This window comes from Pseudomonas sp. YuFO8 (assembly GCF_035065025.1).
Taxonomy (GTDB): Bacteria; Pseudomonadota; Gammaproteobacteria; order Pseudomonadales; family Pseudomonadaceae; genus Aquipseudomonas; species Aquipseudomonas putida_AE.
The window spans coordinates 14,884-37,456 of the sequence record NZ_JAXDEQ010000006.1; the positions used below are offsets into that span (position 1 = coordinate 14,884).

At 60.7% G+C, this 22,573-nt stretch carries 27 protein-coding genes; 20 read left to right on the forward strand and 7 right to left on the reverse strand.

What is annotated here, in order from left to right; all coding sequences use genetic code 11:
* Positions 1–48: 48 nt before the first annotated feature.
* A complete protein-coding gene (bglX, locus tag SOP95_RS07330; RefSeq protein WP_323606661.1) occupies positions 49–2,340 on the reverse strand; it encodes a beta-glucosidase BglX in 2,292 nt (763 codons plus the stop codon).
* A 260-nt stretch (positions 2,341–2,600) separates the two neighbouring features.
* On the opposite strand from bglX, the gene SOP95_RS07335 reads away from it, so the two are divergent.
* The 5 genes from SOP95_RS07335 (at position 2,601) to SOP95_RS07355 (ending at position 5,533) form a co-directional block, all read left to right on the forward strand.
* On the forward strand, positions 2,601–3,206 hold the full coding sequence (locus SOP95_RS07335) for a LemA family protein (RefSeq protein WP_274073464.1): 606 nt from the start codon (positions 2,601–2,603) through the stop codon (positions 3,204–3,206).
* 139 nt (positions 3,207–3,345) lie between these two features.
* Positions 3,346–4,095: a TPM domain-containing protein gene (locus SOP95_RS07340; RefSeq protein WP_323606662.1), complete on the forward strand. Its 750-nt coding sequence runs from the start codon at positions 3,346–3,348 to the stop codon at positions 4,093–4,095.
* Between the two features lie 41 nt (positions 4,096–4,136).
* Positions 4,137–4,754, forward strand: coding sequence for a TPM domain-containing protein (locus SOP95_RS07345; RefSeq protein ID WP_323606663.1), 618 nt, complete (start codon positions 4,137–4,139; stop codon positions 4,752–4,754).
* A gap of 133 nt (positions 4,755–4,887) precedes the next feature.
* Positions 4,888–5,190 (forward strand): helix-turn-helix domain-containing protein, encoded by a 303-nt coding sequence (locus SOP95_RS07350; protein ID WP_274073467.1) that lies wholly within the window; start codon positions 4,888–4,890, stop codon positions 5,188–5,190.
* Positions 5,177–5,533 carry a putative holin gene (locus SOP95_RS07355; RefSeq protein WP_274073468.1) on the forward strand — a complete coding sequence of 119 codons (357 nt, stop codon included), beginning with the start codon at positions 5,177–5,179 and terminating at the stop codon, positions 5,531–5,533. The genes SOP95_RS07350 and SOP95_RS07355 overlap by 14 nt, the downstream gene beginning before the upstream one ends.
* A 48-nt stretch (positions 5,534–5,581) precedes the next feature.
* Here SOP95_RS07355 and SOP95_RS07360 read toward each other — a convergent pair whose 3' ends face one another.
* Positions 5,582–6,010, reverse strand: a complete 429-nt coding sequence (locus tag SOP95_RS07360; protein ID WP_323606664.1) for a helix-turn-helix domain-containing protein — start codon at positions 6,008–6,010, stop codon at positions 5,582–5,584.
* A gap of 300 nt (positions 6,011–6,310) precedes the next feature.
* Between SOP95_RS07360 and SOP95_RS07365 the strand changes: the two genes are divergently transcribed.
* From SOP95_RS07365 to SOP95_RS07375, 3 genes are all read left to right on the forward strand, one after another.
* Positions 6,311–6,580, forward strand: coding sequence for an ogr/Delta-like zinc finger family protein (locus SOP95_RS07365; RefSeq protein ID WP_274073470.1), 270 nt, complete (start codon positions 6,311–6,313; stop codon positions 6,578–6,580).
* 2 nt (positions 6,581–6,582) lie between these two features.
* Entirely contained in the window at positions 6,583–6,945 is a 363-nt protein-coding gene (locus SOP95_RS07370) for a hypothetical protein (protein WP_274073471.1), read from the forward strand.
* A 130-nt stretch (positions 6,946–7,075) separates the two neighbouring features.
* Complete coding sequence (locus tag SOP95_RS07375; RefSeq protein ID WP_323606665.1) at positions 7,076–8,290, forward strand: class I SAM-dependent methyltransferase; 1,215 nt, start codon at positions 7,076–7,078, stop codon at positions 8,288–8,290.
* Positions 8,291–8,301: 11 nt separating this feature from the next.
* Here SOP95_RS07375 and SOP95_RS07380 read toward each other — a convergent pair whose 3' ends face one another.
* Positions 8,302–9,192, reverse strand: a complete 891-nt coding sequence (locus SOP95_RS07380) for a DMT family transporter (RefSeq protein ID WP_274073473.1) — start codon at positions 9,190–9,192, stop codon at positions 8,302–8,304.
* Between the two features lie 299 nt (positions 9,193–9,491).
* Between SOP95_RS07380 and SOP95_RS07385 the strand changes: the two genes are divergently transcribed.
* The 3 genes from SOP95_RS07385 to SOP95_RS07395 all read left to right on the forward strand — a co-directional run bounded on the left by SOP95_RS07385 (position 9,492) and on the right by SOP95_RS07395 (position 10,915).
* Complete coding sequence (locus SOP95_RS07385; RefSeq protein WP_274073474.1) at positions 9,492–10,073, forward strand: DJ-1/PfpI family protein; 582 nt, start codon at positions 9,492–9,494, stop codon at positions 10,071–10,073.
* A gap of 14 nt (positions 10,074–10,087) precedes the next feature.
* Positions 10,088–10,393: a ribbon-helix-helix domain-containing protein gene (locus tag SOP95_RS07390; RefSeq protein ID WP_274073475.1), complete on the forward strand. Its 306-nt coding sequence runs from the start codon at positions 10,088–10,090 to the stop codon at positions 10,391–10,393.
* Between the two features lie 177 nt (positions 10,394–10,570).
* The gene (locus SOP95_RS07395) at positions 10,571–10,915 is read left to right on the forward strand and encodes a YegP family protein (protein ID WP_323606666.1); all 345 of its coding nucleotides are present in this window, start codon (positions 10,571–10,573) and stop codon (positions 10,913–10,915) included.
* Positions 10,916–11,037: 122 nt separating this feature from the next.
* Here the strand turns inward: SOP95_RS07395 and SOP95_RS07400 are convergent, their stop codons facing one another.
* Complete coding sequence (locus SOP95_RS07400; RefSeq protein WP_323606667.1) at positions 11,038–11,925, reverse strand: dihydrodipicolinate synthase family protein; 888 nt, start codon at positions 11,923–11,925, stop codon at positions 11,038–11,040.
* 31 nt (positions 11,926–11,956) lie between these two features.
* Positions 11,957–12,739, reverse strand: a complete 783-nt coding sequence (locus SOP95_RS07405) for an aldolase (RefSeq protein WP_323606668.1) — start codon at positions 12,737–12,739, stop codon at positions 11,957–11,959.
* Positions 12,740–12,850: 111 nt separating this feature from the next.
* Here SOP95_RS07405 and SOP95_RS07410 point away from each other — a divergent pair, with 111 nt between their 5' ends.
* Positions 12,851–13,393: a helix-turn-helix domain-containing protein gene (locus SOP95_RS07410; protein ID WP_274073479.1), complete on the forward strand. Its 543-nt coding sequence runs from the start codon at positions 12,851–12,853 to the stop codon at positions 13,391–13,393.
* Positions 13,394–13,502: 109 nt separating this feature from the next.
* Here SOP95_RS07410 and SOP95_RS07415 read toward each other — a convergent pair whose 3' ends face one another.
* Positions 13,503–14,522 (reverse strand): DUF4917 family protein, encoded by a 1,020-nt coding sequence (locus SOP95_RS07415; RefSeq protein WP_323606669.1) that lies wholly within the window; start codon positions 14,520–14,522, stop codon positions 13,503–13,505.
* Positions 14,523–14,656: 134 nt separating this feature from the next.
* Between SOP95_RS07415 and SOP95_RS07420 the strand changes: the two genes are divergently transcribed.
* The 4 genes from SOP95_RS07420 (at position 14,657) to SOP95_RS07435 (ending at position 19,425) form a co-directional block, all read left to right on the forward strand.
* Entirely contained in the window at positions 14,657–15,565 is a 909-nt protein-coding gene (locus SOP95_RS07420) for a LysR family transcriptional regulator (protein ID WP_323606670.1), read from the forward strand.
* 224 nt (positions 15,566–15,789) lie between these two features.
* On the forward strand, positions 15,790–16,983 hold the full coding sequence (locus SOP95_RS07425) for a CaiB/BaiF CoA transferase family protein (protein ID WP_323606671.1): 1,194 nt from the start codon (positions 15,790–15,792) through the stop codon (positions 16,981–16,983).
* Entirely contained in the window at positions 16,980–17,906 is a 927-nt protein-coding gene (locus SOP95_RS07430) for a hydroxymethylglutaryl-CoA lyase (RefSeq protein WP_323606672.1), read from the forward strand. Before SOP95_RS07425 ends, SOP95_RS07430 begins: the two co-directional genes overlap by 4 nt.
* 187 nt (positions 17,907–18,093) lie before the next feature.
* Positions 18,094–19,425: an MFS transporter gene (locus tag SOP95_RS07435; RefSeq protein WP_323606673.1), complete on the forward strand. Its 1,332-nt coding sequence runs from the start codon at positions 18,094–18,096 to the stop codon at positions 19,423–19,425.
* Positions 19,426–19,500: 75 nt separating this feature from the next.
* On the opposite strand, the gene SOP95_RS07440 is transcribed toward SOP95_RS07435, so the two are convergent.
* Entirely contained in the window at positions 19,501–19,989 is a 489-nt protein-coding gene (locus SOP95_RS07440) for a DMT family transporter (RefSeq protein WP_323606674.1), read from the reverse strand.
* Positions 19,990–20,066: 77 nt separating this feature from the next.
* Here SOP95_RS07440 and SOP95_RS07445 point away from each other — a divergent pair, with 77 nt between their 5' ends.
* From SOP95_RS07445 to SOP95_RS07460, 4 genes are all read left to right on the forward strand, one after another.
* Positions 20,067–21,020, forward strand: coding sequence for a LysR substrate-binding domain-containing protein (locus SOP95_RS07445; protein ID WP_323606675.1), 954 nt, complete (start codon positions 20,067–20,069; stop codon positions 21,018–21,020).
* Entirely contained in the window at positions 21,017–21,655 is a 639-nt protein-coding gene (locus SOP95_RS07450; RefSeq protein WP_323606676.1) for a LysE family translocator, read from the forward strand. Before SOP95_RS07445 ends, SOP95_RS07450 begins: the two co-directional genes overlap by 4 nt.
* 160 nt (positions 21,656–21,815) lie before the next feature.
* Positions 21,816–21,971: a KGG domain-containing protein gene (locus tag SOP95_RS07455; RefSeq protein WP_077184220.1), complete on the forward strand. Its 156-nt coding sequence runs from the start codon at positions 21,816–21,818 to the stop codon at positions 21,969–21,971.
* Between the two features lie 74 nt (positions 21,972–22,045).
* Positions 22,046–22,549 carry a DUF4142 domain-containing protein gene (locus tag SOP95_RS07460; protein ID WP_323606677.1) on the forward strand — a complete coding sequence of 168 codons (504 nt, stop codon included), beginning with the start codon at positions 22,046–22,048 and terminating at the stop codon, positions 22,547–22,549.
* Positions 22,550–22,573: the final 24 nt, after the last annotated feature.

The window sequence follows — 22,573 nt, forward strand, 5'->3', positions numbered from 1 at the left end:
GTTATGGCCTCTTCGCTGGCAAGCCAGCTCCTACAGAGGATCGCGGAGTTACAGCAGTTCAAAGCTCTGCTGCGTCACATCCTGGGAATCCAGGCCGATCTGCACGTTGAACTTGCCCGGCTCCGCCACGTACTTGAGCTGGGTGTTGTAGAACTTCAGGTCGTCTTCGGTGATGGTGAAGTGCACGACTTTCTGTTCGCCGGCCTTGAGCATGATTTTCTGGAAGTTCTTCAGCTCCTTGATCGGGCGGATCATCGAGCCGGTCTCGTCCTGGATGTACAACTGCACCACGGTCTCGCCGTCGCGCTTGCCGGTGTTTTTCACCGTGATGCTGGCGTCGAGCTTGCCGGTCTTGTTCAGTGTGGTCGACGACAGCGCCATGTCGCCCAGGCTGAAATCGGTGTAGCTCAGGCCATAACCAAACGGGTACAGCGGGCCGGTGGTGTCATCGAAGTACTGCGAGGTGTAGTTGCCCGGTTTGCCCGGGGTGAACGGCCGGCCGATGGTCAGGTGGTTGTAGTAGGTCGGAATCTGGCCCACCGAGCGCGGGATGGTGATCGGCAGTTTGCCCGACGGGTTGTAGTCGCCGAACAGCACGTCGGCAATGGCGTTGCCGCCTTCGGTGCCGCTGAACCAGGTTTCCAGGATCGCGTCGGCCTGTTCCTTCTCCTCGAGAATCGACAACGGACGGCCGTTCATCAGCACCAGTACCAACGGTTTGCCGGTGGCTTTAAGGGCACGGATCAGCTCGCGCTGGTTTTCCGGGATGTTCAGGTCGGTACGGCTGGACGATTCGTGGGACATACCGCGGGACTCGCCCACGGCGGCCACCACCACGTCGGCATCCTTGGCCGCTTTCACCGCTTCGTCGATCAGCACGTTCGCCGGACGCGGGTCATCCACCACTTCCGGGGCGTCGAAGTTGAGGAAGTTCAGGTAACCGAGGATCTTCGGGTCGCTGGTGATGTTGGCGCCACGGGCGTAGATCAGCGTCGACTGTGCGCCCAGAGCGTTGGTCATGCCATCGAACAGGGTCACCGATTGCGCCGGGCGACCGGCGGCGGCCCAGCTGCCCATCATGTCGATTGGCGCTTTGGCCAGCGGGCCAACCAGGGCGATTTTCGCGGTTTTCTTCAGCGGCAGGGTTTCGCCCTGGTTTTTCAGCAACACCAGGCTGCGGCGCGCCACATCGCGGGCCTCGGCACGGTGCAGGCGGCTGTCGGCGTAGGTGTCGACCGGGTCATCCTCGGCCTTGCCGATGCGCAGGTACGGGTCCTTGAACAGGCCCATGTCGTACTTGGCGTCCAGTACCGCACGCACGGCGTTGTCGATGTCGCTCTGCTGGATCTCGCCGGCTTTGAGCAGCCCTGGCAGTTCCTTGCCGTACAGGGTGTCGTTCATGCTCATGTGGATGCCGGCCTTGATCGCCAGCTTCGCCGCTTCACGGCCATCGCGGGCGACACCGTGCTTGATCAGCTCGAAAATCGCTCCGTGGTCGCTGACCGCCAGGCCCTTGAAGCCCCATTCCTTGCGCAACAGGTCGTTCATCAGCCAGGTGTTGGCCGTGGCCGGCACGCCGTTGATCGAGTTCAGCGCGACCATCACCCCGCCCGCGCCGGCATCAATCGCGGCGCGGTACGGCGGCAGGTAGTCCTGGTACATCTTGACCGGGCTCATGTCGACCACGTTGTAGTCGCGACCGCCCTCGACCGCGCCATACAGGGCGAAATGCTTGACGCTGGCCATGATGCTGTCGGCGGCGTTGGCGCCAGTACCCTGGAACGCCTTGACCATTACGCCGGCAATGCGTGACACCAGGTAGGTGTCTTCGCCAAAGCCTTCGGACGTACGGCCCCAGCGCGGATCGCGGGAGATGTCGACCATTGGCGCGAAGGTGATATCGAGGCTGTCAGCCGCGGCTTCCTTGGCGGCAATGCGCCCGGACAGGCCGATGGCGTCCATGTCCCAGCTCGACGCCAGGGCCAGCGGGATCGGGAAAATGGTGCGGTGGCCGTGGATCACGTCGTAGGCGAAGAACATCGGGATCTTCAGGCGGCTGCGCATGGCCGCGTCCTGCATCGGACGGTTTTCCGGGCGGGTGATCGAGTTGAACGTACCGCCGATGTTGCCCGCCGCGATTTCCTTGCGGATCATTTCGCGCGGCATTTCCGGGCCGATGCTGATCAGGCGCAACTGGCCGATTTTTTCATCGAGGGTCATTTGCTTCATCAGGTTGCTGACGAAGGCGTCCTTGTTCTCCAGGGGTGCGGGCGTCGTGGCGGCCAGTACGTTTTGACTGGCCAGGCTGACGAACAGGCCCAGCAAACACAGCTTCTTCATGAATAGTTTTCTCAAGGGCCCAAGCGGCGATGTACACGCCGGCCAGCCAAAATTTAGGGAGCGACTATTGTTGTTCGGGTGCTGACTCAAAAAGCGACGGCCGAAAACGGCAGTCGAACACCGGAAGCGGTTTTTCTGCAGGGCATCTTTTAGCCCATTTGCCCCGACGCAATCCAGTGCCGCGCCGATTATGCCCGAAGAGCCGGCCGAGAGGGTCGCCGGTTGTTTTTTCCATGAAATGTGAACGGAGCATCACCGCGATGAATGTACGACAGTCCTACCGGTCGAGCCTGCAAGTGGCCACGTTGCTCGTGTTGGCCACGTTGCTGACGGCCTGCGGCATCAACAACATCCCGACCCTCGATGAACAGGCCAAGGCTGCCTGGGGCCAGGTGCAGAACCAGTATCAGCGCCGTGCCGACCTGATTCCCAACCTGGTGGAAACCGTCAAGGGCTATGCCGCGCATGAAAAGGACACCCTGACGGCCGTGATCGAAGCCAGGGCCAAGGCCACCTCGATCCAGGTCGACGCCTCCACGCTCGACAACCCGGAAAAGCTCAAGCAGTACCAGCAGGCCCAGGATCAGCTCAGCGGTGCCTTGAGCCGCCTGATGGTGGTGTCCGAGCGTTATCCGGACCTCAAGGCCAACCAGAACTTCCTGGCCCTGCAATCGCAGCTTGAAGGCACCGAGAATCGGATCAGCGTGGCCCGACGCGACTTCATCCTGGCGGTGCAGAAATACAACACCGAGATCCGCACCTTCCCCGGTCGCCTGTGGCACAGCGTGATGTACAGCAATCTGCCGGAACGCGCGACCTTCGAGGCCACGCCGGGGTCGGAGAAACCACCCGAGGTCAAATTCTGAATCCTGATGGCGGGTAGATACCCTGTAGGAGCTGCCGAAGGCTGCGATCTTTTGACTTTGTTTTTCAGCGGTTTCGAAAAGATCAAGATCAAAAGATCGCAGCCTTCGGCAGCTCCTGCAAGGACGTGCGAGGTTGCCAATGCGAGCGTTGAAGATCGGTCTGGTGTTGTTGCTGTGGCTGTTTGCCCTGGCCGTCCAGGCCCAATTGAAGTTCCCGGAGCTGACCGGGCGGGTGGTGGATAACGCCCAGATGATCGAGCCAGCGGTGCGCGAGCAGCTGGTTCAACAGTTGCAGGCCCATGAAAAGACCACCGGCGAGCAGTTGGTGGTGGTCACGCTGGCAAACTTGCAGGGCACCGATATCGCCGATTTCGGCTATCAACTGGGCCGCTACTGGGGCATTGGCCAGAAAGACAAGAACAACGGCGCGCTGCTGATTGTTGCCCGTGATGAGCGCAAACTGCGCATCGAAGTCGGCTACGGCCTGGAAGATCGCCTGACCGACGCCCAGAGCTCGGTGATCATCAACCAGGTCATCACCCCGGCGTTCAAGGCGGGCAATTTCAGCAAGGGCATAAGCGACGGGGTGGCGGCGATGCTGGTGGTGCTGGGTGGCAATCCGTTGGACGAGCCCTCGACGGTCTATGAGTCCAGCGGCGATCCGGGTGACGATTTCGTCTCGCGGCATCCGGGGTTGTTCGTGTTTCTGGTGTTGTTGTTCATCCTGACAGTATTCGTTTGCCAGATGCTCGGTATCCTTCCTGCCGGTCGTGGCGGCTCCGGTGGTTCCGGTGGCGGTTTTGGTGGCGGTGGTTTCGGCGGCGGTGGCGGTGGATTCAGCGGCGGAGGGGGCAGTTTTGGTGGCGGCGGTTCGTCGGGCGGCTGGTGATGACACGGAAATAAATACATTAGCGAGCAGGCATTCAACAGATGGCATTACTGACTGAACACGAACAACGCAAGGTCGCCGAGGCGATTGCCCGGGTCGAGCGCGACACCGACGCGGAGCTGGTCACCGTGCTCGCGGCCCGCGCCGACGACTATGTGTACATCCCGCTGCTCTGGGCCAGTCTGCTGGCACTGGTGCTGCCGGGGATCGTGCATTACCTGACGGGCTGGCTGACCTTGCACAGCCTGCTGATGGTGCAATGGAGCACCTTCATCGTGCTGTGCCTGGTATTGCGGGTGCCGAAAATCACCACGCACCTGATTCCGCGGTCGGTGCGCCATTGGCGTGCCTCGAACCTGGCGCGCCGGCAATTCCTCGAACAGAACCTGCACCATACGGTCGGCAGCACCGGCATCCTGATTTTCGTCTCTGAAGCCGAGCGCTATGTGGAAATCCTGGTGGACGAGGGTATCTCCAGTCGGCTGGACAACAGCCATTGGGACGCGATTGTCGCGCAGTTCACCCAGCAGGTGCGCCAGGGTCAGACGTTGCAGGGCTTTATCGCCTGCGTCGAGGCCTGCGGTGAGTTGCTCAAGGTGCACGTTCCAGTGACCCATGTACGCAACGAGCTGCCAAACCGCCTGGTCGTGCTCGGCTAGGCTGGCCGTCGCACACTTTTGTAACGCTTGGCGGTACAACTACGGCCGGTTGTCTGGCTCCTGCCCGGTCTTCAACATCTCCCTCCAATAGCGAACGCCCTGTGACGGGCGTCCTGACGTAGAGGGAGTACTTATGTCAACGCATCTACCGCTCGACTCTTTTGCCGGTGCAGCGCCTGACGGCGGGAGAAATGAAACGCCGATCCATCTGACAACTAAAGAAACACAAGCCTTGATCTGGTGCTACAAAGGCAAGACTTCCTGGGAAATCGCCAGGATTCAGAATTGCTCGCCCACCACGATCAACTTCCACTTTGCCAGTATTCGCCGCAAGTTTGCTGTCAGGTCCCGGCATGCCGCCTTGCTCAAAGCCATTGAGTCGGGCGCCATTGTCATCGACGAGGTCGATGAGCGAGGTGTGCATGAATCTGACTGACTCGGCCTATAACAGTATCAGTGGGCTACTGCTGGGATTGGGCATCGCGACATTGCCCGCGATAGATGGCGAAGCGCTGTTCGGTGCATCACTGGGGGCGTGGCTGGTTATCACTACGCGCGTTGAATTCAAAGCCTGGCAGCGGATCGGCTCGTGGTTGCTGTCGGCGGGCGTCGGCTATCTTTTTACCCCTGTCGCACTGCCGTTGGCGCCTTTCCTGACTGCAGGGGTAACGGCATTTCTTTGCGCGCTGATCATTATTCCCATCAGCGTCAAGATCATGCAGTGGGTCGACGGCGCTGGCCTTGGGGAAATCATTGAGCGCCTCAAAGGGCGACGCTGACGGGTATCAACTCGTCATGATTAAACCGATTGCGAACTACATATGTACTCATGTTTCGTTCGCCTGTTGAAGTGTCGACAGAATAGACGCCATCTCTGAAAGTTTGAGTTCCATTTCACGCAGACGGCGTTTTTCCTCCAGGGCATTTTGTATGGCGCAGCGATCTTCTTCACCGAGCAATCGCCACATCGCGAGAATTGTATTTTCCCGATTGGCTGTTTCCTGGTGGTGTTCGAGTTCATTGGGCGCAGCGCTGTGACGCAGGATTGGACCTTCGCCCAGCAACAACCAGTCGAGTGAAATGCCGCGCGACTGTGCAATTTCTACGCATAATGAGTATGGCGTACTGTCGCGACCCTTCCAGCTACTAAGGGTCTGCGGGCTGACTTGTAACGCCGAAGACAAAGAGGCATCGCTTTTTGTGCCGGTAATTTGCTTCAGTCGCGCTAAAACAGCCTGAGATTTTTTGCTACGCAATTTGAGCCTCTTCCTTTTGACACACGCTTTTTGAGTGCTTAATGTATGCGCAATGAGTAACTTTTTTATTGTGAGGAATCAATCTTCAACTATGAATCAGATGAATATGATGTCGAAACTTCCTAATGGTAGCAGGGTGATTTCCTACATGTTTGGTTCCTGCCCATTACGCCGTTATTCCTTGCACTTTCTTCTTTCGGGTGGGCGTTATTGGCAATGCCGGGTTGCAGCGATCATCGCATCAAGCAGTATTGCGTTTGATTATGTTGATTACCACCCGACGAACAGCGGGATCCAGGTATGAGTACTTACAAAATGGTGTGCCCGCACTGCTTGAGCCGGATGCGCATCCGCACCAGCGAGGGTCGTCATATTTTCCTGCGGGTGGCGTACTTGCAATGCACGTCGGAAGCCTGCGGCTGGTCGGTGCGGGCCGAGTTCGAAATGACCCACGAACTTTCACCCAGTGGCATGCCCAACCCCGCCGTGCGTTTGCCTTGCGCCGGGCCCGATTTGCGGCACGCCGCGCGTCCGCTTGCACCGACGGCGCCTGAGTCGACGGAGTCATGAACATGTCCGCCATTGTTGAAAACGAGGATTTGAACGAGCAATTGTTGGCCATCGCCCAGGCATTTCTGGCCCGTCACGAAAGTGATGCGGTAATTGATGACCAGGTGCTGTTCTGTCGTGCCGTGAAGCACCTGCAAGGGATTGATGTGCCGATGCACCTGGCGGAGCGACTGGTCAGCCACGCCTACGGGGAGCTCAAGTCCTGCAACGATCGACGACGCCTGGACATCGGCGCCAGCTCCGAAACCGTCGCTGTCATCACGGACCCCGCCAATGGCCTGACGTGGGCCGTACCGGTGGGATTGATCGTCAGGTATGTGATCAATTCACCGATCAATCGCAAACTTCGGCTGGTGGAGCCCTGACGGCACGCCGGATACTCGCAGGTCCGAGGGGCATTTGCGTGCCTGCGAAAAATAACCCCGTGCCCAAAACCCGCATCCCCCCTAAAATATCGGCCATTCTCCGATTTGCATTGCCCGAGGCCGTTTTTCCATGTCCGTCACCGCTACTCCCGCCAGCCTCGCGCCGGACCACCACGCCCAGTTCATCGGCCTGCTGCAATCGAGCCTCGACCAGAATGCCTTCATCAAGCTGGTGCTGGCCAAGTACGCCGGCGAGGAAGCGGACCTGCAGCGGATCATCATCAAGCCGGTGACGGTCAAGGCGCAGGCTTGCCTGTCCTTCGTCTATCGGTACAAGACCCGCGACATCACCAAGAACCTGCCATTGACCGAAGGTGTGGCAGTCATCGCCGGTTTGTTGCCGGCGTCGTTCAAGAATGCGCATTTGTTGTCATTGACCGACGAAGCCCAGCTCGAATACAGCAAAAAGGGCAAGTCTTCGCTGTTCAAGAGCAAACCCCAGCAATTGCGCGAAGTGCCGTCCGCCGGGCACAACCGCGAGAAAAACCGCTTTCTCGATCTGGAGCGGCCGTTTCTCGCCGACCTGGGCGTCACCAACAAGCAGCATGAACTGATCCCGGCGATGTCGCGCAAGTGGAAACAGATCAACAAGTTCATCGAGGTCTTCAGCCATGCGCTGACCTCGTCGCCCCTGGCGCTGGACAGCCCGGTGCGGGTGGCGGACTTCGGATCCGGCAAGGGTTACCTGACCTTCGCGATCCATGACTATCTGCGCAATACCTTGAAGGCCGAAGCGCAGGTAACCGGCGTCGAGCTGCGCGAAGACATGGTCACCCTGTGCAACACCGCCGCGGCCAAGCTTGAGCATCCAGGGCTGGTCTTCAAGTGCGGGGATGTGCGCAGCGTGGCACCGAGCGAGCTGGATGTGATGATCGCGCTGCATGCCTGCGACATCGCCACGGACTATGCGATCCATACCGGCATTCGTTCCGGCGCCTCGATCATCATGTGCTCGCCGTGCTGTCACAAACAGATTCGCCTGCAAATCCAGAGCCCGGCATTGCTCAAGCCGATGCTGCAATACGGCTTGCACCTGGGACAGCAGGCGGAAATGGTCACCGACAGCTTGCGTGCACTGTTCCTCGAAGCCTGCGGCTACGAGACCAAGGTGTTCGAGTTCATCTCGCTGGACCACACCAACAAGAACAAGATGATCCTGGCGGTCAAGCGCGCCGAGTCGGGTGATCCGGCCCAGCTGCTGGCGAAGATCGAGGAACTCAAGGCGTTCTACCACATCACCGAGCATTGCCTGGAAACCCTGTTGCGGGCTGACGGTTACCTCTGATCCCGTAGGTATTACGCGGTGGCAATGCGTGCGGGCTTGACCGCCGTCTTGCGGCCCAACACGACGGTCACGATCACCCCGCCGGCGAACAGCCAGGTGATCGGCTCGACCTGTTCGCCAAAGAACAGTGCGGAAAAGCCGATGGTGAAGAAAATCTGCAACAGCTGGATCTGGCTGACCCGGGCAATGCCACCGATGGCCAGCCCGGCATACCAGGCAAAGAAGCCGATGAATTGCGAAAACAGCGAGACGTAGCCGAAGGCCCACCAGGTTTTGGCGGAAATCTCGCCCTGATGTTGCAACGCAAGGTACAGCACCGGCCCGATCAACAGCGGCGTCGACAGTACCAGCGCCCAGCAGATCACTTGCCAGCCGCCCATTTCCTTGGCCAACCGGCCACCCTCGGCGTAGCCCAGGCCGCCCACCGCAATCGCGCCCAGCATCAACAAGTCACCGGCCTGGATGCTGCCGGCCCCGCTGATCAGCGCATAACCGAGCACCAGGGCACTGCCCAGCGCGGCGCAGGCCCAGAAGGCTTTCGATGGGCGTTCGTGGGACAGCCACGCGGCGTACAGTGCCACGCACAGTGGCTGCAAGCCATTGACCAGGGCGCCATGGGACGCCGGCAAGGTTTGCATGGCCCAGGCCGAAAGCACCGGGAACCCGAGGATCACCCCGGCAATGACCAGCGTCAGGCCCTTGACCTGCTGCCAGGTTGGCCATTTCTCACGCCGCCACAGCAACAGCAACGCCGCGGGAATCGCCGCGAACAGGGCCCGGCCCAGGCCATTGAGCAGTGGATGCAGTTCCTGCACGACGATGCGTGTGAAGGGCAGGGTGAGGCTGAAGATCACAACGCCGAGCAGGCCCAGGGCCATGCCGGTGTTTTCGCGCGAGGTCATGATGGCAACCAGAATCGTGGGTGATGGGAAGTGCCTTCATCTAGCCATAAACCGTGGCGTCTGCGCTGTTACAGCTAAGTGCAGAGTTATCCGTACAGTTGGGAGCGAAGCTCCCAACGTAGGAGCTGCCGCAGGCTGCGATCTTTTGATCTTGCTTTCAAGATCAAGATCAAGATCAAAAGATCGCAGCCTCCGGCAGCTCCTGCACAAGGAGATCGCGTAGTAGCAGGTTATTACCCACCCCAGCGGATAAGGACTACCTTGAACACTCCTACGCATTTCCCAGAGGAGTACTCCCCATGGCGGCGAAAAAAATTCTGATGCTGGTCGGCGATTACGTCGAAGACTACGAAGTGATGGTGCCATTCCAGGCCCTGCTGATGGTCGGTCACACGGTGCATGCCGTTTGCCCGGACAAGACCGCCGGCCAGACCGTGCGCACAGCCATCCATGACTTCGAAGGCGACCAGACCTACAGCGAAAAGCCCGGTCACCTGTTTGCCCTGAACTTCGATTTTGCCAAGGTCAAGGCGGCGGATTACGATGCGGTGCTGATCCCGGGCGGTCGTGCGCCGGAGTACTTGCGCCTGAATGAAAAAGTCCTGGAACTGGTGCGCGACTTCGACAAGGCCGGCAAGCCGATCGCCGCCGTGTGCCACGGTGCACAGTTGCTCGCCGCCGCGGGAATTCTCGAAGGGCGTGAATGCAGTGCTTACCCGGCCTGTGCGCCGGAAGTACGCCTGGCGGGCGGTACGTTTATCGATATCCCGGTGACGGACGGCCATGTTCAAGGCAATCTGGCCACGGCGCCAGCCTGGCCTGCCCACCCTAGCTGGCTGGCCGGATTCCTCGGTTTGCTGGGCACCAAAATCACGCTGTAACGGGGGACCCGTCCATGTGCGAGCTGTACGTCAAAGCCGATCCGATCCTCTACGAATCGCGCTCGCGCTCGCTGCGCATCTGCGGGGTGGTTACCACCCTGCGGCTGGAGAATCAGTTCTGGGACATCCTCAGCGAAATCGCCGAGACCGACGGCATGACTACCAACCAGTTGATTGCCAAGCTGTATGAAGAGGTCATGGACTACCGCGGCGAAGTGGTCAATTTCGCTTCGTTCCTGCGGGTGAGTTGTACGCGGTATCTGAGTCAGCGGCGGGTAGCTGCTCCGGAGTTGTCGGTGGTGAAGCGTTCAGTCAATTAGGTTTGCAGCTTACTTACGGGCCCCATCGCCAGCAGGCTGGCTCCCACAGTGGATTGGTGTGCATCAGTCCAATGTGGGAGCCAGCCTGCTGGCGATAGGGCCCACACAGGCGACAGAAACAGCAGGCTGGTCTTTACTCTGAAGCGCGCAACCTTCCAATCGCCAAGGAGAAAGAGCATGTCCGGATGGTACGAAGTGAGCAAGAGCAGCAGCGGTCAGTTCAGGTTTGTGCTGAAGGCGGCGAATGCCGAAACCATTCTGACCAGCGAGTTGTACACCACCCGCGCCGCGGCCGACAAAGGCATAACGTCAGTCCAGGCCAACAGCCCGCTCGATGAGCGCTACGAGAAAAAAACCACCAAGGATGGCCATCCTTATTTCAACCTCAAGGCGGGTAACCACGAGATTATCGGCAGCAGTGAATCCTATTCCTCCGATGCCGCCATGGAGAAAGGCATCGCCAGTGTGAAGGCCAATGGGCCGAGCAAGGTGATCAAGGACAAAACCCTGCCCGTACTCTGAAAACACCACGCGACGCCCCCTGTAGGAGCCGGCTTGCTGGCGATGGTGTGTCAGTCGACACTTGCGTCGCTGACCCACCATCGCCAGCAAGCCGGCTCCTACAGGAGGGTGTGATTTGGAGATCAGCGCAGGGCTTTCAGCAGCCCTTGCAGCTGACTGACACCGGCCTCATCCAACGGAAACACCGGCAACCGCGGATCACCCACCTCCAGCCCTGTCGCTCGTAAACCAGCCTTGATCGTCGCCGGCAACCCCCCCTTGAGAATGAAATCCAGCAATGGCAATTGGCGATAGAACAGTTCACGTGCCTTGTTCAGGTCGTTGGCCAGCACGGCGTCGTACAGGTCGAGATTGAGCTGCGGGATCAGGTTCGGCGCCGCGGTGCACCAGCCTTTTGCCCCGGCCGCGAAGGCTTCCAGCGCCAGCGGGTTGCAACCGTTGTAGAAGGGCACCTGACCTTCGCCCAGGCGTTGCAGTTGATGCATGCGCTGGATGTCGCCGGTGCTCTCCTTGACCATGGTCACGTTCTCCACGCTTTTGACGATGCGCAGAATCAGGTCCACCGACATGTCGGTGCCGCTGGTGGCCGGGTTGTTGTAGAGCATGATCGGCACGCCGATGCTGTCGCCGATGGCGCGGTAGTGCGCGAGGATCTGCGCTTCGCTGAGTTTCCAGTACGACGTCGGCAGCACCATCACCACGTCGGCGCCATGGGCTTCGGCGAAACGGGCGCGACGCACCGCTTTGGCGGTGGTCAGGTCGGACACGCTGACGATGGTCGGCACTCGCCTGGCCACGTGCTTGATACTGAATTCGGCGACCTGGTCCCACTCCGCGTCGCTCAGGTAAGCGCCTTCGCCCGTGCTGCCCAGGGGTGCGATGGAATGCACACCGCCGTCGATCAAACGGTCGATCGAGCGCCCGAGCGCGTCCAGGTCAACGCCCTCGCCATTGGCGGTAAAAGGGGTGATGGTGTAGCCGATGATGCCGTGAATGTTTGCAGTGGACATGGGGTCTCTCCGTACAAAAAAGGTCTGGGGTTCAGTTCAGGCAATCGGCGTGTCGACGCAGGTTCTGCCGGGCGTAGTAATTGAAAGCGGCGGCATGACGCTTGGGCCGGGCGATCCAGTCATGGGCTTCTCGGCCCAGCTCGGCAATGATCGGCTTGATGGTTCCGGCGCTCATCGCCAGCAGCTGCAACCTGGCGGCGCGTTCGATCAGTTGGGCAATCACGCAGGCCTCCTCGATGGTGGTGCCGGTGGACAACTGGCCATGGTGGGAAAGCAGGATTGCCCGCTTGTCGCCCAGGGCACCGGCAATCAATTCGCCTTCTTCATTACCCACCGGTACGCCGGGCCAGCCTTCGAGAAACGCGCAGTCGTCATAGAGCGGGCAGAGGTCCATGTGGGAAATCTGCAACGGCACTTCCAGCATCGACAACGCCGCGACGTGGGTCGGGTGGGTGTGGATGATGCAATTCACATCCGGGCGGGCGCGGTACACCCAGCTGTGGAAGCGGTTGGCCGGGTTGGGCATGCCGTGGCCTTCGAGCACTTCCAGGTCTTCGTTGACCAGCAGCAGGTTACCCGCGGTGATTTCGTCGAAACCCAGGCCCAGTTGTTGAGTGTAATAGGTGCCAGGCTGCGGGCCACGGGCGGTGATTTGCCCGGCCAGGCCGGAGTCATGGCCATTCTCGAACAGAATGCGGCAGGTCAGGGCCAGCTTTTGCCGGTCGGTCCACGTATTATCCGCGAGGGTGTTTTGCATCTGGTTCAGCGCTTGCTTGACCAGTTGATCTTTGGGCAGTGCTAATGTCGTGGCCATATCGATGTCCTCTTTGGCTGGGTCATGCAGATGACACGAAAGATGCTATATGACACCTTGTGTCATGAGCAAGGACAATTCGTCACCTCCTTGATGGATTAATCGTTCTACATGTCTATCCGTTTGAAATTATTGAGAAAAAAACTTGGCGTAACCCTTGAGGCATTGGCGGAAAAATCCGGCATGACCAAGAGTTATCTGTCGAAAGTCGAACGCGGCCTGAACACGCCGTCGATTGCGACCGCGTTGAAACTGGCCAAGGCACTGAACGTGAAGGTCGAGGAGCTGTTTTCCGAAGACAAGGTCAGCCTCGACAGCTACAGCCTGGTGCGCAGCCATGAGCGCCAGCCACTGGGTGCCAGCGGCGACAATCCGGGCTACGCGGTGCTGGCCCATCAGGTCAGCGAACGCAGCCTGCTGCCGTTCATCATTTACCCACCGACAGAATTTACCGACAAAGCCTTCAAGGAACACCTGGGCGAAGAATTTCTATTCGTCCACGAGGGGCAGGTGGAAGTGGATTTCGTCAACGAGCGGGTGCTGCTCAGCCGGGGCGATGCGCTGCACTTCAACTCACAGAAACCGCACCGGATACGCTCGGTGGGCGAGGTGCAGGCGCAATTGCTGGTGGTGGTGCATAGCAGCGAGGAATGAGTCAGCTTTAAAAGCTTCGCGAGCAAGCCCGCTCCCACAGGGAATTTGTGCACGCCGCAGATCAACTGTGGGAGCGGGCTTGCTCGCGAAAGCGTCAGATCGGGCAAGACTAAACTTCGACTGGTACCGATAGCTTCGGGCTACCCAGCCCATGTGTCTTCGAATCAAAAAACCGCAACTCCACCCCGGTCCCTTCGAACACCTTCGCGTAATGCCGCTTCTGATGCTGGATGAACGCCTTGCTGCGCGGGTAGATCGAGATCGCCACCACCTTCGGTTTCGCCAGGCGCAAGGCGTGCACGATGTGGCTGTCCTGCTCACCCAGTGCATGCCCAAAGATGCACAAGCCATCGCCATGGCCGAGCAACTGGTCATAGCAGAACGACAGGTAATCGGAGCTGCGGATGGTCTTGAGCTTGTCCGCGCTCGGCCCTTCGTTGATGAACAAGGGCACGTCATCGAGGGTCTTGATCGTGTTGTTGATGGCGAAGTTGCCCAGCAACGTGCCCTCGGTCGACATCAGTTTGCGCGCCGTGCCGTCCTGGTTGCGCACCAGGTGCAGACCGCCGTGCAGGTACAGCAGGCGGGTCTTGTCGGTGGCGGTAACGCTCAGGTCGAAGGCCGGTTCTGACCCCTGGAACAGATCGGTGACCGCCTCCGGTTGCTGCTGGATCGCCCAGTAATTGAGCAAATCGTAGTTGGTGGTGAACACCGTGCGATAGCGGCCCAGTTCCTGGCTGATGGTCGCCAGGCTCGACGCCTCGACCAACCGCCACGGAATGTGCACCGCGTGCACGGTGTTGATCAGCGCTTCCTTGATCGCGTAGTAACGATTGCGCGGCGCGGCGGAGCTGACCGCCAGGGCCTTGTTGACCCGGCTGGTGGTTTTCAAGGCGCTGAGCACCTGCTCGAAACTGCGCGTCTGCAGCGCCTCGAACACGCTCAGCTCGGACGGGCTGAGGGGTTTTTCCTCGACGGTGCGGGCGTTTTCGAACAGCGAGTCGTAGCCGAAGTCGTCCCACACCGCACGGCTGGCCCCATTACCCACCAGCAGACCGTCGAACGCAGCGCTGGCGCGCAGGGCGTTCCAGTCTTCAAGTTGGGCATCGACATCGTGGAAATCGGTCATTGCGGTGGTCGTCTCGAAGCAAAAGGTCTGATGGGCGGCGACTTTATCATGCTCGGGCGGTTCAACCACGGCACGTCGCGGGCGAAGGGCGCTATGCTGCGACTTTCGCCCGAGCCACCTTAGCCGAGTGTCCGATGCTGCAAAAAAGCCTGATCCGCCGTCTCGACCTGATCACCCTGCAACTGTTTGTCGCGGTCCACGAGGAGGGCACGCTCACCCGTGCTGCCGCGCGTGAGGCGATTGCGGTGTCGGCGGCGAGCAAGCGCTTGATGGAGCTGGAGGAGGCGCTGGGTATCAGCCTGTTCGTGCGCCAGGCCAAGGGCATGACGCTGACGCCGGCGGGTGAAACCTTGCTGCACCATGCCCGGCAGATGTTGTTCAACGTCGAGAAAATGGGCCTGGAACTGGGGGAGCACAGCCACGGTGTGCGCGGTTATGTACGGATGCTCGCCAACCTGTCGGCGATCATTCAATTCCTGCCGGAAGACTTGCGGGATTTTTCCGAGCGTCATCCGCAGGTCAAGACCGATCTCGAGGAACGGCCCAGTGCCGGGGTGATCCAGGGTGTCCTGGACGGTGTGGCGGATCTCGGCATCTGCTCCATCGACAGCGACACCAAGGGCCTGCACAGCGTGCTGTATCGCCAGGACAAACTGGTGGTGTTGATGCCGCCGCATCATCCGTTGGCGAGCCGGTCGAGCCTGGCGTTTGCCGACACGCTGGACAGCGATTACGTCGGGTTGCACGCCGCCAGTTCCATCAACATGCGCACCCATAAGGCGGCGCGTGAGGCGGGCAGGGTGCTGCGGGTGCGGATCCATGTGCCGGGCTTCGACGCCATGTGCCGCATGGTCCAGGCCAACATGGGGATTGGCGTTCTCCCGCAGCGGGCCTATGAATTGTTTGGTCGGGCCCTTGGGCTGACGGCCGTGCCATTGACCGATGAGTGGTCGGATCGCGCCTTGATCGTGGTGGTGCGTGATGAGGCACTGCTGTCGCCGGTGAGCCGGATGTTGTTTGAGCATTTGCGGGGGCAACTCTGAGTTGTTCATTGGCCGGGCCGGCGTCTTCGCGAGCAAGCCCGCTCCCACAGGGAAATGCATTCCAAATGTGGGAGCGGGCTTGCTCGCGAAGGCGGCCCTGAGGTCACGACAATCTCCCAAAGCATTCGCGTTTCGCGAACGCCCGTTGCCAACTGAAGGTTGGATTCCCAAGCTCCCTGTCCTCTAGCCTTGGCGCATATTCCAAGAACAAGAGGTACCCCGCGATGACTGCCCCCTTGAGTGCGATCAAAGTGATTGAGATCGGCACGCTGATCGCCGCGCCGTTCGCCGCGCGCATACTCGCCGAGTTCGGCGCCGAAGTGATCAAGATCGAAGCCATGGGCCAGGGTGATCCCCTGCGTAAATGGCGCAAGCTGCACGAAGGCACCTCGCTGTGGTGGTACCTGCAATCGCGCAACAAGAAGTCCCTGGCACTGAACCTCAAATCCCCTGAAGGCATCGAACTGGTCAAGCAACTGGCGACCAGCGCCGACGTACTGATCGAAAACCTGCGTCCCGGCGCCCTGGAAAAACTCGGCCTCGGTTGGGACGTGCTGCACGCCCTCAACCCCAACCTGACCCTGGTGCGGATTTCCGGTTACGGCCAGACCGGTCCGTACCGCGATCGTCCGGGTTTCGGTGCCATAGGCGAGGCCATGGGCGGCATCCGCTACACCACCGGCACCCCCGGTTCGCCACCGGCGCGGGTGGGCGTCAGCCTCGGCGATTCCCTGGCCTCGCTGCACGCCGTGATCGGCGCGTTGATGTCGCTGCTGCGGGTCAAGACCGGGCAGGGCGGTGGACAGATCGTCGATGTGTCGCTGGCCGAAAGCGTGTTCAACGTCATGGAAAGCCTGGTGCCGGAATACGACATGCTCGGCCATGTGCGTGAGCGCAGCGGCGGTGCCTTGCCGGGCATCGCACCCTCCAACACTTACCTCACGGCCGATGGTGCCTACGTGGTGATCGCCGGCAACAGCGACCCGATCTACAAGCGCCTGATGTTGACCATCGGCCGCCCGGATCTGGCCGACGCCCCCGAATTCGCCCATAACGACGGACGTGCGGCCAAGAGCAACCTGCTCGATGCGGCGATCACCCACTGGACCAGCAGCCTGCCGATCAACGACGTACTGGCAGCGCTGGAAGCCGCCGAAGTGCCGGCCGGACGTATCTATTCGGTGGCCGACATCGTCGCCGATCCGCATTATCAGGCGCGGGACATGCTGCTCAATGCCGAACTGCCGGGCGGCGCCACGGTGAAGATGCCGGGCATCGTACCGAAATTGTCGGAGACCCCCGGTGGCGTCAACTGGTCGGGCCCGGGACTGGGCCAGCACACCGACGGCATCCTTGCTCAACTGGGCCTCACCGTGGCGGACATCGAACGCCTGAAAGTCGAAGGAGTGGTGCAATGATCACCGATTATTCCGAGCGCCTGATCGTTCAGGAAGTCTCCCCGCGCGACGGCTTGCAGATCGAGCCGACCTGGGTGGAAACCGTCGATAAGATCGCGTTGATCGATCAACTGTCGCTGGCCGGGTTCAGCCGTATCGAGGCCGGCTCGTTCGTGTCGCCCAAGGCCATTCCGGCGTTGCGCGACGGAGAGTTGGTGTTCAAGGGCATCAGCCGCCAACCGGGGGTGATCTATGTCGCGCTGATCCCCAATCTCAAGGGTGCGCAACGGGCACTGGCCTGTAGTGCCGATGAATTGAACCTGGTGATGTCCGCCAGCCAGACCCACAACCTGGCGAACATGCGCATGCGCTGCGAAGACTCGTTGGCGGCGTTTGGCGAGATCGTCCAGTTTGCGCAGGGCACGCCTGTGCGCCTCAACGCGAGTATCGCCACGACCTTTGGTTGCCCGTTCGAAGGCAAGATCGATGAGGACCGGGTGTTGCAGATCGTCGAGGCCTATCAGGAGCTCGGCATCCAGGGCATCACCCTGGCCGATACCACCGGCATGGCCAATCCGCGGCAGGTCGACCGCCTGGTGCGACGGGTGTTGCAGCGGGTATCGCCAGCGGACCTGACCCTGCACTTCCACAACACCCGCGGCCTGGGCCTGTGCAACGTGCTGGCCGCCTACGAGGCCGGTGCCCGACGTTTCGACGCGGCGCTGGGTGGTCTTGGCGGCTGCCCGTTTGCGCCGGGCGCTTCGGGGAATATCTGTACTGAAGACCTGGTGAACCTGTGCGATGAAATCGGCATAACGACCGGCATCGACCTGCCGCTGTTGCTCAAGCTGTCCCGAGGATTGCCGGCGCTGCTCGGCCACGAAGTGCCGGGCCAGCTGGCCAAGGCCGGACGCAATTGCGACCTGCACCCCGTGCCCTCCTGACTACACCCAAACCCCTGTGGGAGCGAGCTTGCTCGCGATGAGGCCGGCGCATTCAACATTTATGGTGACTGTGACACCGCTATCGCGAGCAAGCTCGCTCCCACAGAAAAGCACATCACAAAGATCCTCTTAACCAGACAACAAAAACAATCGGACACCCCAAGGGCAGTCCGCCTGGAGAACCGCAATGAGCCTCAATGCACTGGAGGCCGGGGCGAGCCCGGCCGTTAGCCACGATGAAGAAAAAGCCCTGGTCAGCAAGGTCGCCTGGCGCTTGATGCCGCTGATCATGGTCTGCTACCTGTTCGCGTTTTTCGACCGCATCAACATCAGCTTCGCCAAGTTTCAGTTGCAGGCCGACCTGAGCCTGAGCGACACCGCCTACGGCCTCGGCGCCGGGTTGTTCGTGGTCGGTTATGTGATTTTCGAAGTGCCGAGCAACATGATGCTGTACAAGGTCGGCGCCCGGCGCTGGATTGCCCGGATCATGATGTCCTGGGGCCTGGCCACCGCGCTCATGGTCTTCGTCAACAGCGAATGGCAGTTCTACGCCCTGCGTTTCGTGATCGGCGCGATGGAGGCGGGTTTTGCCCCGGGCGTGTTGTATTACCTGACGCTGTGGTTCCCGCAGCACTATCGCGGGCGCATCACCTCGATGCTGTTCCTGTCCTCCGCCTTCGCCGGCCTGGTTGGCGCACCGTTCTCCGGTCTGGTGCTGCAACACCTTGATGGCTTCCTGGACATGCGTGGCTGGCACTGGTTGTTCCTGCTCGGTGGCGTGCCGTGCATCGGCCTCGGCCTGCTGGTGCTGACCTTGCTCAAGGACCGCATCGAAGACGCCCATTGGCTGACCCCGTCGGAGAAGACCCTGCTGGCCAGTCGCATCGCCCACCATGAACCGCACAAGAGTGGCGGCTCGCTGCTCGCCGCGCTGCGGATTCCGGGCTTCCTGACTCTCGGCCTGATCTACTTCCTGATCCAGGTGGCGTCCTACGGCCTGAACTTCTGGGCGCCGCAACTGATCCGCAGCGCGGGTACCGAGAGCCCGGTGATGATCGGCCTGCTGACGGCCATCCCGTACATCTGCGGCGCCATCAGCATGGTGGTGATCGGGCGCCTGTCCGATGCCTCTGGCGAGCGACGCAAGTTTGTCGCCGGTCTGGTCGCCGTCGGCGCAATTGGGTTCTTCTGTGCCGGGATCTTCGCCAACCACACGACCTTCCTGATCGTCGCCCTGGGCTTGCTCGGTGCCGGCATCATCGCCTCCATCCCGAGCTTCTGGACCCTGCCGCCGAAACTGCTGGCCGGTGCCGGCGCAGGTGCGGCGGGCGGGATCGCGGTGATCAACACCCTGGGGCAGTTCGGTGGCATCGTCAGCCCGGTCATGGTCGGACGGATCAAGGACCTGACCGGCAGCACCACACCGGCACTGTACGTCATCGGTGTCTGCGCGCTGATCGCCGTGGCGCTGTTGCTCTGGGGCCTGCCGCAGAAGCTGCGCACCCTCGACAAGTTTTAACGATTCGCAGGCTACGGCAGCACCCACAAGGACCACGCATCCTTGTAGCTGCCGCAGGCTGCGATCTTTTGATCCTCAAGACGTCGCAGTCATCGCTCTTCCAGCCCAATCACCAAACTGAATCAACACCACACCGCCGATCAACAACACCGCCCCCAACAGCTTGGGCAATGTCACCTGCCGCTCCACCAACCCAAACCAGCCAAAGTGATCCAGCAACAGCGACGCCACCACTTGCCCCGCCAGCGCCAACGCCATGAACCCCGAAGCCCCAAGCCTGGGCAGCAAAACCAAGGCCAACGAAATAAAACACACCCCGAAAGCCCCACCAGCCCACATCCACATCGGCGCCTTGGCGATGAACGCCAGCGACGGCAACGGCAAACGCATCGCCAGCATGATCGGCGCCAACACCAAAATGCTCACCACCAATGAAGCGAGGGTCGCCCACAACGGATGACCCAGGCCGCGCCCGAGATTGACATTGATCGCACTCTGAAACGGCACTACCGCACCGGCGAACGCGGCAAGCAGCAACAGGCTCGCCCAATGCAACGTACTCATGGTCATTCTCCAACAGGTTTTGCTGGACTCTAGAGTATTCGTCGCGCAGATTTAAATTCCGTTTTGCTATACAGAACATGCATCAGATGAATGATCTGCGCCGCATCGATCTCAACCTGCTGGTGATCCTCGACGCCTTGCTCAACGAGCAACATGTGACCCGTGCGGCCGAGCGCCTGCACCTGAGCCAGCCTGCCGTCAGCCATGCATTGGCGCGGCTGCGTGATCTGCTCGACGATCCGCTGCTGGTGCGCGCCGGCGCCAGCCTGGTGCCGACGCCAAGAGCGCTGGAGTTGACGGCGCCGCTGGCCGAGGCCCTGGCCCAGGTGCAATCGCTGCTGGCTCCGAACACCTTCGATCCGGCCACGGCCAAACGAACCTTTCGCCTGGCGATGTCCGATTACGGCGCCGCCATCGTCCTGCCAGGGTTGATCCGTACGCTGCGTCGCGAAGCGCCTGGCATCGACCTGCAAATCAGTCATGGCAGCCGTGAAGGCATGCTCGATGGAGTCCTCAACGGCGATATCGATGTCGCCGCCGGGGTGTTTCCGGAAATGCCCAACGAGCTGCGCAGCACGATGCTGTTCGAGGAACACTACGCCTGCCTGGTGGACCGCCACAGCCTGCCCGCCGACGCTGTCCTCGACCTGCCGAGCTATCTGGCGCGGCCCCATGTGCTGCTGGAAATGCGCGGCAGCGGCACCCCGGAAATCGAACGAGCCCTGACCGCCTTGCGCGAGCGCCGTCGCGTCGCGATCAGCCTGCCGCACTGGAGCGTCGCGCCGCAATTCATCAGCGGCACCGACCTGATCCTCACCGTCGCTTCCCGGGGTTTGCGCGACATCGACGAGTCGTCGTTGATCGTCGTCCCGCCGCCGTTTCACATTCCGTCGTTCACCTTTGTCCTGGTGTGGCACAAGCGGCGAGGCGGGGATCAGGCCCTGAACTGGTTGAATGCACAAATCGAGCGCGCCGCAGGTGATATAGACTGGCGCCCATTCAGCAAAACAACTCATAAGGACTCCCCATGACCCCCTCACTGCTAATGGCCGTTCTCGCCTCGGGCTTTATCTATGGCATCACGCCAGGGCCGGGCGTATTGGCGGTGTTCGGTATCGGCGCGGCGCACGGGCGGCGGGCGGGAGCGGGATTTCTCTGCGGGCATTTGTTGGGCGACGTGGTCTGGTGCAGCACCGCGCTGATAGCGATCGTCGGTGCGCGGGAAATCGGCAGCACCGCGTTCGATGTGCTGGGCGTGCTTAGCGGGCTCTACCTGTTCTGGCTCGGCTGGCGCGCGGTGCGCGCGCGTCAACGGGGTGTCGAGGCGCCGCAGGGGCCGGCGCGGCAGCCGTTCTGGCACGGCATTCTGTTCGGCCTGACCAATCCGAAAGCCTACCCGGTGGCCGTCGCCACTTTCACGGCGCTATTGTCCAGCCGGGCAGAGTTGCTGACCTGGTCGATGTTGCCGTGGCTGATCGTGTTGAGCTTCGTCGGCGGCCTGATGGCCTACGCTATCCTCATCGGCATCGTTGGCGCGCGCCAGGTTCGCACCTTGTATCAACGCCATGAGTTGGCTATCACCCGCTTGTGCGGGGTAATGTTTATCGGTTTTGCCATCAACGCCCTGGCGCATGCACTGCCTGGGCTGGTGACGAACAAGGCTTGACGCTGGACGTAGGGACGCGTCAGTTGCACTGCGACTCGTCTGAAAATTTCGCCACCGTTCGTCGAGACGATTCCAGGTTTTCTAAACCTTTTGATGCGTGGAAATTCAGATTCTATGCGGGCTACAGCTCGCCGAGATCATCATCAAGAGGTAGAGAATCATGCCTAACTCAAGAAACTCGAACTCGGGAAACTTCGCCAATGATCGAACGAAGGCGTCTGAAGCCGGTCGCAAAGGTGGGAAAACCACTACCACGACCGTCGATAAAGAGCCTACGAAACCCATGGGCCGCAAGCCTGGACAGAAGTCCAAGTAATCGATGCAGGTGGTTTTGATCGAGAAGCGGGAGCGAAAGCTCCCGTTTGAATTTTTACCGAGGAGGGCGCGACCATGAACCGCATGGCCACCCGATTACGCAATGGCGGCCTGGCCGCATTACTGGGCCTGTGTGCCACCAGCGCCTTCGCCCAGAGCCCCACCGAATTCATCAACGATGCGTCGGCCCAGGGCATTGCCGACATCGAAGCCAGTCGCCTGGCGCACCAGAAGTCCGAGTCCAAGGAGGTCAAGGACTACACCATCGTGGTCATCAACGATCGCACCACCGCCAACCAGCATCTGGCGAAAATCGCCAAGCAACTGGATCTGCCGGTGGCACCGCGCGAAGAGGTAGTGGAAAAAGCCAAGGCCCTGATGCCACCAGTCTCGGAAGGTGCGTCCTTCGATGAGGCTTACGCGGCCAGTCAGGTCAAGACCACCGAGCAAGCCATCGAGCAGCTCGAGCAAACGGCGCAGACCACCGACGTGCCGCAGATCAAGGCGTTCGCTGAAGAGACCCTGCCAAAGCTGCAAAATCACCTGCAGATGGCCAGGGCCCTGCAAGCCAGTCGCTGACCCTTCGCATACGCGGGTGACCTT